Source organism: uncultured Nevskia sp. (assembly GCF_903885465.1).
In the GTDB taxonomy this organism is placed as follows: domain Bacteria; phylum Pseudomonadota; class Gammaproteobacteria; order Nevskiales; family Nevskiaceae; genus Nevskia.
In genome coordinates this window covers 1-12327 of sequence record NZ_CAISIQ010000172.1, presented here as the reverse complement: position 1 = coordinate 12327, position 12327 = coordinate 1, and the positions used below count along the sequence as shown (strand labels likewise).

The following is a 12327-nucleotide window of genomic DNA, read 5'->3' as shown; positions in this document are numbered from 1 at the left end:
GGTCCCGTAGCGCCTTTCCTGTGCCACTCCGGAACATCCAGTTCGAGCGCGCGCACCAGTTCTGGCGACAGCTCCGGCGATGTCGTTCGGCTGGTCAGCAGCGCCATTTCATCCGAGTCCGGTTCGGCGGCGAACGTCACATTGCCGATCGACATCATCACCACAAACAAGAGCCAGTTGTTCACGAAGTGCCTGCTTTCAAATGATGCCGCAGGATAGCGGAAGGACTCGATCTGGCGCCCCCAAAGAACCCTCACGCCGCACCGGCAACGATGTCGGCGAATGCCTTCGAGCCGTAAAAGCTGGCCAGGCGACGGCGCGCGATCGGCTCCAGCAGTTTCTTCTTCTTGAGCGTCTTGATCACCGACGGCGCGTAGCGCTGCAGTTCGTCAAGAATTCGTTCACGGTCGATGCCGAGATCGGCGAGCAAAGCGGTCAGGGTCGCGTTCTCGTACTTGTCGAAAAAACCGTCGATGCCGGCGTCGATGACGATGCGGTACCAATCCTGTTTGCGCAGATGGCGCCAGGCTTCGAAACCGGTGACGAACAGCTCTTCTACAACGGTGTCGTCGATGTCGTCCCGCAGCGCGCCGACCGGTTCGTCGCGCAGCTTGTCCCAGGTATCCAGCGCCAGTTCCTTCAGCAGCTTGGGGCTGGCGTGGGAGATCAGGAACTCCGCGCTGCGCGTCGTCGAGGCCTGCACGGCCTTGGCGATGTACTTGCGCAGGCCTTCTTCGAGCGAGGATTCCAGCTTCGGCGTGGCGACGCTGAGCGCGGCGCGGCCGAGCTTGAGCATCGAGCTGGCACCGGGAATGTTCTTCGCGACATTGCTCTGCGCGAGGTAGCCGGTGATGCCGCTGTAGAGCAGATCGGAGGCGAAATCGGCGTACAGCGGGCTGGTCACGGCGGCGCGGATGATCTTGTCGCGCAGGGTGTCGAGTTCGAGGATTTGATCGGTGAAATCCTCGAAGTGCCGATCGGTCAGCAGATCGCCTGGCGTGGTCTTGCTGTGAATCTCGTGAGCATGGATGCGGCGGGCGATCTCGCCGACCAGTTCCGGCAGCCCCGGCCCGAACTCGACTTCGCTGGCGAACACCGCGGCGGTGTCCTTGATCTGCTTGCGGGTGACCATGTTGCCGACGGTCAGCTTGCTGGCTGCGAGCAGCGCGGCATCGACTTCCTCAGCCAGCAGCGCCTTCAGGCCCGGGCCGCTGATCTCCTCGACGATGTGCTGCACATGCGCTTCGAGCAGGGCCTCGGCGATACCGGCTTTCTTGTCGACCATCACACTTCTCCAGAATTCGGAATCAGTAGGAAACAATTGTTCGCTAGCTTCGCATAGGCGCGGCCAGCGATGACACAAGCCGTGTTCCCGGCCGTTATCCTGAGCACCATCAAAACCCTTGAGCACCCGCTTGGAACCGCAGCCAGCCCCTGAAGCTTTGCCGCCGAAGCCGCAACCGCCGGTCGATTACGACTGCTGTGGCGGCGGCTGCGCGGACTGCGAACTGCGCATCTACCTGCGTGAACTGGGCCGCTGGCAGAAGATGGCCCGGCTGCAGGGCATTCCGATCGATGATTGAAGCCGCACAGCGGCTGGTCGGCTTTCTCGACGCCGCGCCGCGCGTGCTGCTGCTCACCGGCGCCGGCGTCAGCACCGGCAGCGGCATCCCCGACTATCGCGATGCCGACGGCGCCTGGAAACGCGGGCCGCCGATCACTGGCCAGGTCTTCCGCAACGATGCGCTGCAACGGGCGCGCTACTGGGCGCGCAGCATGATCGGCTGGCCGCTGCTCGCCGGGGCGCAGCCGAATCTGGCGCATCGGGCGCTGGCGACGCTGCAGGCCCAGGGCCGAATCACGCGACTGATCACCCAGAATGTCGACGGCCTGCATCAGGCTGCCGGCAGTACCGAGGTCATCGATCTGCACGGCCGGCTCGACACGCTGATCTGTCTGGCCTGCGATCAGCGCTCGCCGCGCAGCGTCTTCCAGCAGCGTTTGCAGGACGACAACCCGGACTGGGCAGCGCGCACCGCCGTGGCGCTGCCCGATGGCGACGCCGATCTCGAACACGCGGACTTCAGCGCGTTCACGGTGCCTGGCTGCACCTACTGCGGCGGCATGCTGAAGCCGGATGTCGTGTTCTTCGGCGAAGGCGTGCCGCGCGAACGGGTCGATGCCGCGTTCGCAGCCTTGCAGGCGTCCGATGGTCTGCTGGTCGTTGGCTCATCGCTGATGGTCTATTCGGGTTACCGCTTCGCCGTGGCCGCCCACGAGCGCGGCTTGCCGATCGCTGTGCTGACCTTGGGCAAGACCCGCGCCGATGACCTCATCGACGTGAAGATCGATGCGCCCTGCGGCGAGACGCTGACGGCGGCGGTAGCCCATCTGGCCAGAGAGCCCGCCTGCTGAGCTTCCGACGCGAAACGGCCTACCAGTGCGGCGGAATCTCGTCCCGTGACGTGCCCTGAAACACCGGCTGGTCGCTGGAAGCCAGACGATCGCCAAGCGCTTTCAGGCGCTGATCGAGCAGTTCGATCAAGCGCTGCTGGCGCTGGATCTCGGCGCTGAGCACATTCAGCGCGTCTTCCTGCCAGGTCATCCGGGTTTCCAGTTCGATCAGACGTTCTTCGGAGCTGCTCATGTCGGCGTGGCATCGTTGCAAGGCAGGCAGTGTAACGGCGGGCACGGGCTATGCTTGGCGCATGGTCATGACCACCTCGACAACCAAGATTCGTCCGGACCTCGCGATCTGCGAGCACTGCGACAGCGTCCATCAGCGCCTGCCGCTGGAGCGCGGTGAAGCGGCGGATTGCCATGTCTGTGGCGCGACCCTTTACCGCCGCCCGATGCTGGATCTCGACGCCATGCTGGCGCTCACGGTCGCCGCGCTGATCGTTTTCGTGGTCGCCAATGCGGCACCGCTGGTGACCATGGAATCCGGCGGCAATACGACGCGTGGCTGGTTGCTGAGCCTCGTCGCGACCACCTGGACGTCCGGCGTCGGCGCCGTTTCGGCGATCCTGATCGGTACCGTGTTCCTGTTTCCGCTCGCGCAGATCCTGCTGTATTTCTACGTGCTGCAGGCCTGCCGCCTGAAGCAGCAGGCGTCGCGATTCGTCGACGCCATGCACTGGCTGCGCCGGCTGCGGCCGTGGAGCATGGTTCAGGTATTCCTGATCGGCACCCTGGTATCGATCATCAAGATGTCGCATCTGGCGTCGGTGAAACCCGAGCCGGGACTCTGGGCGTTCGGTGTGCTGACCATCCTGCTGACTGCGCTCGGCACCTTCGAATTGCGCGAGCTGTGGGCGCTGCACGAAGAGGCGGCCAACACATGAGCGAGCCAACAGGCCGAATCGTCCGCGGCATCGAGCACGGGCTGGTCGGCTGTGAAGCCTGCGGCCTGGTGCTGGAACGGCCGGCGCACGGCAGCGACTGTCCGCGCTGTGGCACGCCGGTACATGCGCGGCGTCCGGAATCGCTGGCCCGCAGCTGGGCGTTCCTGGTCGCGGCGATGATCCTGTACGTCCCGGCCAATCTGCTGCCGGTGCTTCACTCGACCAAGCTGTTCGAAAGCTGGTCCGACACCATCCTGTCCGGGGTCGTCGCGCTGTGGGAAGACGGCGCCTACGATCTGGCGATCATCGTCTTCACCGCATCAATCGTGGTGCCCCTGCTGAAGATGGGCGCACTGGCGCTGCTGCTGCTCGAAGTGCAGCGCGGCGGCCGGCAATTGCCGCGTGAACGGGCACTGCTGTATCGCATCCTCGAGTACATCGGTCACTGGTCGATGCTCGATGTCTTCGCGGTGGCGCTGCTGGTCACCTTGGTACACTTCGGCGCCCTGGCGAGCGTCGAACCGGGTTCCGGCATTGTCGCTTTCGGCGCGGTTGTGGTGCTGACCATGCTGGCGACGATGAGCTTCGATCCACGCCTGAACTGGGACACACCACGCCGGCGCGTCACATCCCTACCTGCAGCCCCCGCCGTCAAACCCGACACGGCCAAAGACCCGCTATCGCCATGAGCGCAGCCCTGCCTCCCGATGAACTGCCAAGCCCCGAGATTCGCCGGGATGGCCGCAAGCGCCTATCGCTGATCTGGCTGGTGCCGCTGATCGCGGCACTGGTCGGCCTGGGGCTGGTGGTACGCACCTGGCTGAACACCGGCACCACGATCACCATCAGCTTCAAGACCGCCGAAGGTCTGGAGAACGGCAAGACCGAGGTCCGCTACAAGGACGTGGTGGTCGGCAAGGTCCGCAGCATCTCGCTGAACGGCGATGACTCAGGCGTGCAGATCGGCGTCGAGCTGACGCCCGAGGCTACCCGTCTCGCGGTCAAGGACAGCCGCTTCTGGGTCGTGCGGCCGCGGATCGGCATTGGCGGCGTGACCGGTATTTCCACCCTGCTGTCCGGCGCCTACATCGGCGTCGATGTCGGTCGCGACAAGGAAGAGCAGCGCGCCTTCGAAGGCCTCGAAAAGCCGCCTGCCGTCACTCACGATCAGAAGGGCAAGCAGTTCACGCTGACCACCTACGACGCCAGTTCGATCACCATCGGCGCGCCGGTCTATTTCCGCCGGGTGGCGGTTGGCCAGGTCGTCGATTCCGCGCTCGATGAAGATGGCAAGAAGATCACCGTGAAGGTATTCGTCGAAGCGCCCTACGATCGCTTCGTGACCCTCAATACCCGGTTCTGGAACGCCGGTGGCGTCGATCTCGCGGTGTCGTCAGAGGGGTTGCGGCTGAACACTCAGTCGCTGGCCACCGTGCTCGCTGGCGGCATCGCCTTCCAGGCGCCGGACCCGAACAATCCCGGCGAGCAGGCACCGGCCGAGCAGAGCTTCGAATTGTTCTCGAAGATTGCCGATGCGCTGGCGCCGGTCGATGGTCCTTCGGTCAACGCCTTGCTGGTGTTCCGCCAATCGACGCGCGGTCTGTCGGTGGGCACGCCGGTGGACTTCTCCGGCGTGGTCATCGGTGAAGTGAAATCGATGCAGCCGCAGTACGACAGCCAGCGACAGAGCTTCTACACGGACGTGATGATCGAGCTGTTCCTGGAGCGTCTGGGCCCGGCCTACAAGACGCTGACCGCGCTCGACAATGGCGAAGGCCGTCCGCCGCTGAAGGTGCTGCAGCGCTTCATCAATCAGGGCCTGCACGCGCAGTTGCGCGCTGGCAACCTGCTGACCGGCCAGCAGTACGTGGCGCTGTTCTTCAAGCCCGGAAGCACGAAAAAGATCAGCATCGCGCAGGACAGCACGCCGGAGATTCCGACTGCTCCCGGCAGTCTCGAAGAGATCCAGACACAGATCGAAAGCATCGTCACCAAGTTCGACAAGATTCCGTTCGAAGCTCTGGCCGCCGACCTGCGCAGCACGCTGAACAACGCCAGTTCCCTGCTCAAGACGCTTGATCAGGACGTAGCGCCGCAGGCCAAGAAAACCCTGGCCGAAGCTGGTGCCGCGATCCAGTCGCTGAACCAGAATCTGACTTCGCCGGAAGCGCCGCTGCAGCAGGACGCGCGCCGCACGCTAGAGCAATTGAACCGCACCGCCGCCTCCCTGCGGACCCTGACCGAATATCTCGAACAGCATCCGGAAGCGCTGCTGCGCGGCCGGCCGGTCGAAGTCGAGCCACAGCCTCAGCCAGGGAAAGCGACCGATGCGCCACGGAACTGATCCGATGAGAAACCCGAGCCTCGCAGCACTGATCGCCCTCACCCTGCTCGCCGGCTGCCAGAGTGCGGCGCCGATCCGCTTCTACACGCTGCTGCCGGCCGCGACCCGCGATGCCGCGGCAGCGCAGGATCCGGCGTTCCGCATTGAACTGGGTGCGGTGAATATTCCGTCCCAGGTCGACACGCCGCGGATCGTCGTCCGCGAAAGCGGCGGCCGACTGACGCCGGTCGAAGGCCAGCGCTGGATCGCACCGCTGGCCGACGAGGTTCGCGCCTCGCTCAGCGCGGCGCTGACCCAAAAGCTCGGTGTACCCGACATCGGTTACGCCAGCGCCAGCGACACCAAAGGCCTACCGCTGTACCGGATCCGGGTAAGCCTGCGGCGCTTCGAATCGATCCTGGGCAGCCAGGCGCTGATCGACGCAACCTGGACCGTCAGCAGCGCCAGTGATGCTGCCAAGAGCGCGACTTGCGACAGCCGCGTCGAATCAAGCATTGCCGGCGGCTTCGATGCGCTTGCCGAAGGTCATCAGCGTGCCTTGGCCGTACTGGCTGGACGTATCGCCCGCGGACTTGAAGCGCTCAACGCCGGCAAGGCCAGCAATGTCTGCGTGGCGGCTGAAGCAGGCTGAAGCATGCTGGTCATCAACGACAGGCTCAGCATCCCGCTGACCGAGATCGAGCTGACCGCTACCCGCTCGCAGGGCGCTGGCGGCCAGAACGTCAACAAGACCTCGACGGCGATCCATCTGCGCTATGACATCCGCGCATCCAGCCTTCCGGACGAGTTGAAAGAACGGGTGCTGCTGCGCGCCGATCAGCGCATCACCCGTGATGGCGTGGTGGTCATAAAGGCGCAGCAGCATCGCAGCCAGGAAGCGAACCGGGATGCCGCACTGGCTCGCCTCGCCGATCTCTTGGTCCGCGCGCTGCATGTGCCGATTGCCCGCCGGGCGACCCGGCCCAGCCGCGCCTCGAAGCGGCAACGCATTGACGACAAGACCCGGCGCGGCGGCTTGAAGACTCTGCGGCGCAGCGTCGACGACTGACTAAAGCTGTAGCTCGATCAACTCCGCCTGCACGCTGCCATCAGCAGCGATGCGTAGCTTCGCAACGGTGACCGGCAGGCTGAAACGACGCGGCCCGGCACTGCCCGGATTGACGTACAGCCGGCCATCGCGTGGCTCGATCAACGGCCGATGGCTATGGCCGCTGACGATGACTTGAGCGGCGGCGGCATCGTCGGCCAGCAGCAGCTTCAGATCGTGCAGCAGATGAATCGCGACTGCGCCGACCTGCAGCGTTGCCGTTTCCGGAACAGCCTCGAATGCGGGCTCGCGATCGTTGTTGCCGCGCACGGCGGTGACCGGCGCGATCGTCGCAAGCTGCTCGAGAATCGCCGCATCGCCGATGTCCCCGGCGTGCAGGATCGCATCGACGCCGGCGAGCGCAGCGAGGGCCCGCTCGCGCAGCAAACCATGGGTATCTGAAATCAGGCCGATGACGGCAGGCGGACGAATCATGGCGCCAGTGTAATGGCGCTAGCTGCAAGGGCCTGCCCCGCATGCAGGCGGCATGGTTTCTGGATCACAATGGCGCACTTTCGACCTTGGTCCATGCATGTCCGGCAACACCGTCACCCGTCGTTCCGCGATCCACGGCAATGGGGTTTTTGCCGCCAAGCCGCTGGCCTCCGGCATCGAGGTGATGGAGTACACCGGCCGCCTGCGAACCCACGCGTATATCGACAAGGTGTACTCGGACACCGTCGAATCCGGCCACACGTTTCTGTTCACGCTGAACGAACGCTACGTCGTCGACGGCAACTTCGATTCCAACGACGCGCGCTGGATCAATCACAGCTGCGAACCGAACTGCAAGCCGTACGTGATCGAAGATCCGGGCAAGAACCCGAAGCTCGATCGCATCGTCATCGAAACCCTGCGCGACATCGACCAGGGTGAGGAACTGACCTTCGATTACGGCATCCGCCTCGACTGCCGCCAGACCGCGCGGCTGAAGAAGATCTGGGCCTGCCGCTGCGGCGCGCCGACCTGCACCGGGACGATGCTGAAGCCGAAGCGCTGAGCGTTGTCCGGATTACGCGCAGCGGCTGGAGATGGTCGCCAGCAGACGACTCAAGCTCAGCAGATGGGTGCCGAGGATCGCCTTGCCGGTGGTCAGCAGTCCGGCGGAGATGTGTCGGCGTGGGTCTGCCCAGCCGAGGATGTTCATGAAGCCCAGATGGCCGAAGGCGTCGGCGGTGTCCGGGCCATACATGCCGGCGGGTTTGGCGCCGAGCATCATGCCTTCGCTGTAGCGCATCGGGATCATCAGGGTGCGATCGAAATTCATCCGGCCCAGTGGCCGGGCGATGCGAGCAACAGTCTCGGCTTTCAGCAGTTGCTGGCCGTTGGCGACACCGCCATCGAGCAGCATCTGGAAGAAGCGGCTGGTCTCGTCGGCGGTCGCGAAGATGTTGCCGGCCGGAATCACCGCCTGCTTGAAGCTGTCGGTATTCGAGGCGCGCACCACTTCCGGGAACGGCACGAACAGCGCCCGCTCGGCGACCGTTGAAATCGGAAAGCGCACCAGCGCCCCGGCTTCGTAGTTGATCGCCACCTCCGGCCAGTATTTCTTGCCGATGCCATAGGTGAAATGCTTCATCTTCAGCGGCTTGCGGATGTGCTGATCGAGATAGCTGGACAGACTCGTGCCGGTCACCTTCTGCAGCACTTCAGCGAGGATGAAACCGCCGGTGATCGCGTGATAGGACATCTGCTTGCCCGAGGTCGGCGGCGCGGCGCAGATCAGGCGGATGATCCGATCCCAGTCCTCCATCAGCTCGACCTTGCGCTCGATCTTGGCGATCTTCATCGTCGGGAAGCCACCGCGATGGGCGAGCACATCGCTGATCGTGGTGTCGCGCTTGCCGGCCTGCGCGAATGCCGGCAGGTAGTGGCTGACTCGCTCCTCGAGACGAATGCCGCCGTCCTCGGCGAGCTTGTGCAGCAGCACTGCGGTGACGGCCTTCGAAGCCGAGAACAGGCAGATCGGCGTCTCGGGCGTCAGCAGGCGCTTGGGCACGGCTGCACTGTCCGCAGGGCCATTGCCCTCGGCGTGGCCGATCGAGCGATTGAACACCAGTTCGCCGTGACGACGCAGGCAGAACGCGATGCCCGGATAGGCACCGCTGCGGTACAGACTTTTCAGCGCGGCCCAGATCGCCTTGGTATCGGCAGCGCTCAAGCCCCCACGCGGCCCGGCCGCTTCGACGTCATCGGCAATCGTGGTGATCGGATGCAGGTCGCGCGCGATCTGCACCTTCATCGGCTGAAATAGGACCATCTGAACGGGGCTCCTGCCCAGCGCGGCTGATGGCGCGGGCCTTTAGTCATGAGTGCGGCCGGGCGGCCGTCGTGTCGCAAAACCTTAACAGAACACTTGTGTTGTTTGATGCCGCTAGAGTGCCTGCATGAACACATCCCATCGTTACATTCACTTCGATAGCCCGGGCGCGGCTGAAGTCATGCAGCTCGTCGAAGGCCCTCGCCCTGCGCCCGGCCCGAACGACGTGCTGATCAAGGTTATGGCCGCCGGCATCAATCGCCCGGACCTGCTGCAACGCCAGGGCGTCTACGCACCACCGCCCACGGCCTCACCGATCCTGGGGCTGGAAGTGGCGGGCACGATCGCAGCGCTGGGCGCCGAGGTTCAGGGCTGGCAGATCGGCGATCCGGTTTGCGCGTTGACGCCGGGCGGCGGCTATGCCGAGTACTGCGTGACGCCGGCCGCGCACTGTCTGCCGATTCCCGCCGGGCTGAGTTTGATCGAAGCCGCCGCGCTGCCGGAGACCTCGTTCACGGTCTGGGGCAACCTGTTCTTCCGCGGCCGATTGAAGGCTGGCGAATCGGTGCTGATTCACGGCGGCACCAGCGGTATCGGCACCACCGCGATCCAGTTCGCGAAAGCCTTCGGCGCCACCGTGTTCGCCACCGCCAACGGTGCCGACAAGTGCGCGGCCTGCCGCGCCCTGGGTGCCGACTTTGCGATCGATTACGCCAGCAGAGATTTCGTTACCGAGATTCACCGCGAAACCGGTGGCCGCGGTGTCGACGCCGTGCTCGACATCGTCGGAGGCGATTACACGCCCCGCAACCTCGGGGCACTGGCAGTCGATGGCCGGCTGCTGCTGGTCGGCTTCCAGCGTGGTGCTGCGGCGACGATCGATCTCACCGCGATCATGCGCAAGCGCCTGATCGTCACCGGCTCGATGCTGCGGCCGCAGACGCATGAGGAAAAAGCGGCTCTGGCAGCTGCGCTCCGAGACAAGGTCTGGCCGCTGATTGCAAATGGCCGGATCAAGCCGCTGATACACGCGACATTTCCGCTCGCCGAGGTCGTCGAAGCGCACAGGCTGATGGCGTCCAGCGCCCACATCGGCAAGATCGTGCTAACCGTCGACTGATCGACCGCCCAACAAGAAACCGCAGCCGAAGCTGCGGTTTCTTGTTCAACGTAGAGCGATCATGCGGTCTGCCAATGCAGCGGCTGCATACGCTGGCGTTGCTCGCGCAGACGATCTTCCAGCACCAGCAACTGCTGGCGCATGTCGCTGTGCTGCCACTGGTCGGCGAGCTTGTCGCGCGCCGCTTCGATGCGCTGGCTCTGCAGATGACTCCAGGCATTGACGGTGGTCTTAAAGGTTTCCAGCTCGTGCTCGAAACGCTGCTGAAGCACGGCGACCCGGCCTTCGTTGTTGCAGCCGGTCAGCCGCTCGCGCACCTGATCAAACTGCCGCTGCAGCATCGCGCGCTGGATGCGGAACTCCGGCACCCGGCGCAGTTCGCGAGTGATGCCCACCCAAGACAGCGAGGCGATCAGCCACTTGGTCGGGTCGTACTGCCACCAGCGTACGCCGTTGCGGTAGTCCCACTGAAACAGGTGGTGATAGTTGTGATAGCCCTCGCCGTAGGTGAGGAAGGCAAGCAGATCGTTGTCTCGCGCGGTGTTCTCGATCGTGTACGGACGACGGCCCCAGTAATGGGCCAGCGAGTTGATCAGGAAGGTCACGTGATGGTTGACCACCAGACGCAGCAGGCCGGCGACCATCAGGTAACCCATGACATCGCCCATCGCCCAGCCCAGCAGCAGCGGGAAGCCGATGTTCATGAACAGCGCCAGCGGCAGGTAATAGTTGTGCTGGAACATCACCAGGCGATCGTCGAGCAGATCACGGGCGTTCGAGTAATCGGTGCGGGCGCTCGGGTAGTCGCGCAGCATCCAGCCGATGTGGGCGTACCAGAGGCCGCGGTTGATCGAGTACGGATCGTGATCGACATCGTCGACATTGGCGTGGTGGATGCGGTGAGTCGAAGCCCAGACCAGTACCGAATTCTGGAACGCCATCGCACCAAACAGCAGATAGAACGCCTTCAGGCTCCAATGCGCCTGATAGGCGCGATGCGCCCACAAGCGGTGATAGCCGCCGGTGATCGACAAGCCGCAGGCATACAACAGCGCGACACCGGCCACCCAGGCGCTGGCGCTGACGTCGTAATTGAAGAGGTACCACGGGAAAACCGTCAGCAGCAGCGCCGTGCTGATCGTGAACATCGCGTAAGCGGGCTTGTTGATCGCCGGCCGGGAGGACGCAGGGTTTGCAGCAGTCATCGAGCAGACTCGTTGAAGGGCTATTTCGCTTTATCGGCAATCAAGGACCATTCTGCAAGCGCCCTTGCAGGCCAGGCAGCCCGGAAGCGAGAGACCGGGGAGGCTCGGCATTTTCACCTATTACTACCAAGCCCGTCTCTTTGATGACGGCGAGCGGCGTCATTATCAAGACCGGTGTCGGCAGAGAACCTCGTTGCGCATGCAAGCTACCGCGACAGCCAAACGTCGGACATAAAAAAACCGCAGCCGAAGCTGCGGTTTTTCAAATCCGAGCGCTTATTAGAGCGGGCGAATCTGGGTGGCCTGCATGCCCTTCGGGCCGCGCTGCGCCTTGTACTCAACGCGCTGACCTTCTTTCAGGGTCTTGAATCCGGTGCCCTGGATTTCCTTGAAGTGCGCGAAGAGATCTTCGCCGCCATCGGCCGGGGTGATAAAGCCGAAGCCCTTGGCGTCATTGAACCACTTAACGGTGCCCATCGAGTCTGACATTGCTACATTCCTTTAACGGTGAATTGACAAAAAAGTACCGACACCAGAGGTAGTGTCGTATTTGCGGGCGATCAAGAAATGTAGCCGGGATACTGACAGCACCCGTTCGTAGCGGGGAAACTGACCACGGTAAATACCTTGCTTGAAACGACTGCAAGTGCACTGTACGCGCTAATTCCGCTGCTGTCTAACAAGCCATGCGGAAGTCTGCAACACGCGTCTCGGTTGAATTTTGACGTTGCGAAGCAGCATTAGCAGCCGGGTTCGGCCCGCCCCTCCAACGCGAGCAGCACGAGTCAGCGTCCTTGCTGACCAGCTTACATCGAGCCCCTCGCAAAACCTTGGTAATCACTTTTTTGTGCGACGGGTTCGCGCAGATTCAGCAGCGCCGAGCCATATCCCAGAACCATGAGCGAGTCGGCCGTTCGCGAGCAGACAAACGGTTGCGGATGCCGGCCTCAGGCTGAGGCCGGCAGAT

Annotated in this window: 16 protein-coding genes; 9 read left to right on the top strand and 7 right to left on the bottom strand. The window is 63.7% G+C overall.

Translation table 11 applies throughout. The annotated features are described in order from the left end of the window. A partial coding sequence (locus QZY06_RS06525; protein ID WP_295681841.1) for a hypothetical protein occupies positions 1-185 on the bottom strand: 185 nt, incomplete at its 3' end. A gap of 68 nt (positions 186-253) precedes the next feature. Then, positions 254-1285, bottom strand: coding sequence for a hypothetical protein (locus QZY06_RS06520; RefSeq protein WP_295681838.1), 1032 nt, complete (start codon positions 1283-1285; stop codon positions 254-256). Positions 1286-1403: 118 nt separating this feature from the next. Between QZY06_RS06520 and QZY06_RS06515 the strand changes: the two genes are divergently transcribed. Continuing rightward, positions 1404-1583 carry an oxidoreductase-like domain-containing protein gene (locus QZY06_RS06515; protein ID WP_295681836.1) on the top strand — a complete coding sequence of 60 codons (180 nt, stop codon included), beginning with the start codon at positions 1404-1406 and terminating at the stop codon, positions 1581-1583. Continuing rightward, a complete protein-coding gene (locus QZY06_RS06510; protein WP_295681833.1) occupies positions 1576-2415 on the top strand; it encodes an NAD-dependent protein deacetylase in 840 nt (279 codons plus the stop codon). Before QZY06_RS06515 ends, QZY06_RS06510 begins: the two co-directional genes overlap by 8 nt. A gap of 19 nt (positions 2416-2434) precedes the next feature. Here the strand turns inward: QZY06_RS06510 and QZY06_RS06505 are convergent, their stop codons facing one another. Further along, positions 2435-2647, bottom strand: coding sequence for a SlyX family protein (locus QZY06_RS06505; RefSeq protein WP_295681830.1), 213 nt, complete (start codon positions 2645-2647; stop codon positions 2435-2437). Positions 2648-2714: 67 nt separating this feature from the next. Between QZY06_RS06505 and QZY06_RS06500 the strand changes: the two genes are divergently transcribed. Genes QZY06_RS06500 through arfB form a run of 5 tightly spaced genes read left to right on the top strand, consistent with a single transcriptional unit; the run spans position 2715 to position 6736 of the window. Further along, positions 2715-3344 (top strand): paraquat-inducible protein A, encoded by a 630-nt coding sequence (locus QZY06_RS06500; protein WP_295681829.1) that lies wholly within the window; start codon positions 2715-2717, stop codon positions 3342-3344. Then, the gene (locus QZY06_RS06495) at positions 3341-4033 is read left to right on the top strand and encodes a paraquat-inducible protein A (protein WP_295681827.1); all 693 of its coding nucleotides are present in this window, start codon (positions 3341-3343) and stop codon (positions 4031-4033) included. Before QZY06_RS06500 ends, QZY06_RS06495 begins: the two co-directional genes overlap by 4 nt. Next, positions 4030-5688, top strand: a complete 1659-nt coding sequence (locus QZY06_RS06490) for an MlaD family protein (RefSeq protein ID WP_295681824.1) — start codon at positions 4030-4032, stop codon at positions 5686-5688. Before QZY06_RS06495 ends, QZY06_RS06490 begins: the two co-directional genes overlap by 4 nt. A gap of 4 nt (positions 5689-5692) precedes the next feature. Further along, positions 5693-6319, top strand: a complete 627-nt coding sequence (locus QZY06_RS06485; RefSeq protein ID WP_295681821.1) for a membrane integrity-associated transporter subunit PqiC — start codon at positions 5693-5695, stop codon at positions 6317-6319. A gap of 3 nt (positions 6320-6322) precedes the next feature. Continuing rightward, positions 6323-6736: an alternative ribosome rescue aminoacyl-tRNA hydrolase ArfB gene (arfB, locus tag QZY06_RS06480; RefSeq protein ID WP_295681819.1), complete on the top strand. Its 414-nt coding sequence runs from the start codon at positions 6323-6325 to the stop codon at positions 6734-6736. Here arfB and QZY06_RS06475 read toward each other — a convergent pair whose 3' ends face one another. Beyond that, positions 6737-7210 (bottom strand): metallophosphoesterase family protein, encoded by a 474-nt coding sequence (locus QZY06_RS06475; protein ID WP_295681817.1) that lies wholly within the window; start codon positions 7208-7210, stop codon positions 6737-6739. Between the two features lie 97 nt (positions 7211-7307). Between QZY06_RS06475 and QZY06_RS06470 the strand changes: the two genes are divergently transcribed. Beyond that, positions 7308-7775: an SET domain-containing protein-lysine N-methyltransferase gene (locus QZY06_RS06470; RefSeq protein ID WP_293393435.1), complete on the top strand. Its 468-nt coding sequence runs from the start codon at positions 7308-7310 to the stop codon at positions 7773-7775. 12 nt (positions 7776-7787) lie between these two features. On the opposite strand, the gene QZY06_RS06465 is transcribed toward QZY06_RS06470, so the two are convergent. After that, complete coding sequence (locus tag QZY06_RS06465; protein ID WP_295681813.1) at positions 7788-9035, bottom strand: serine hydrolase; 1248 nt, start codon at positions 9033-9035, stop codon at positions 7788-7790. Between the two features lie 127 nt (positions 9036-9162). Between QZY06_RS06465 and QZY06_RS06460 the strand changes: the two genes are divergently transcribed. Next, on the top strand, positions 9163-10155 hold the full coding sequence (locus tag QZY06_RS06460) for an NAD(P)H-quinone oxidoreductase (protein WP_295681810.1): 993 nt from the start codon (positions 9163-9165) through the stop codon (positions 10153-10155). Positions 10156-10214: 59 nt separating this feature from the next. Here QZY06_RS06460 and QZY06_RS06455 read toward each other — a convergent pair whose 3' ends face one another. Both QZY06_RS06455 and QZY06_RS06450 read right to left on the bottom strand, forming a co-directional pair. After that, positions 10215-11360, bottom strand: a complete 1146-nt coding sequence (locus QZY06_RS06455; RefSeq protein WP_295681808.1) for a fatty acid desaturase — start codon at positions 11358-11360, stop codon at positions 10215-10217. A 279-nt stretch (positions 11361-11639) separates the two neighbouring features. Then, positions 11640-11849 (bottom strand): cold-shock protein, encoded by a 210-nt coding sequence (locus QZY06_RS06450; RefSeq protein WP_022977631.1) that lies wholly within the window; start codon positions 11847-11849, stop codon positions 11640-11642. Between the last annotated feature and the right edge of the window lie 478 nt (positions 11850-12327).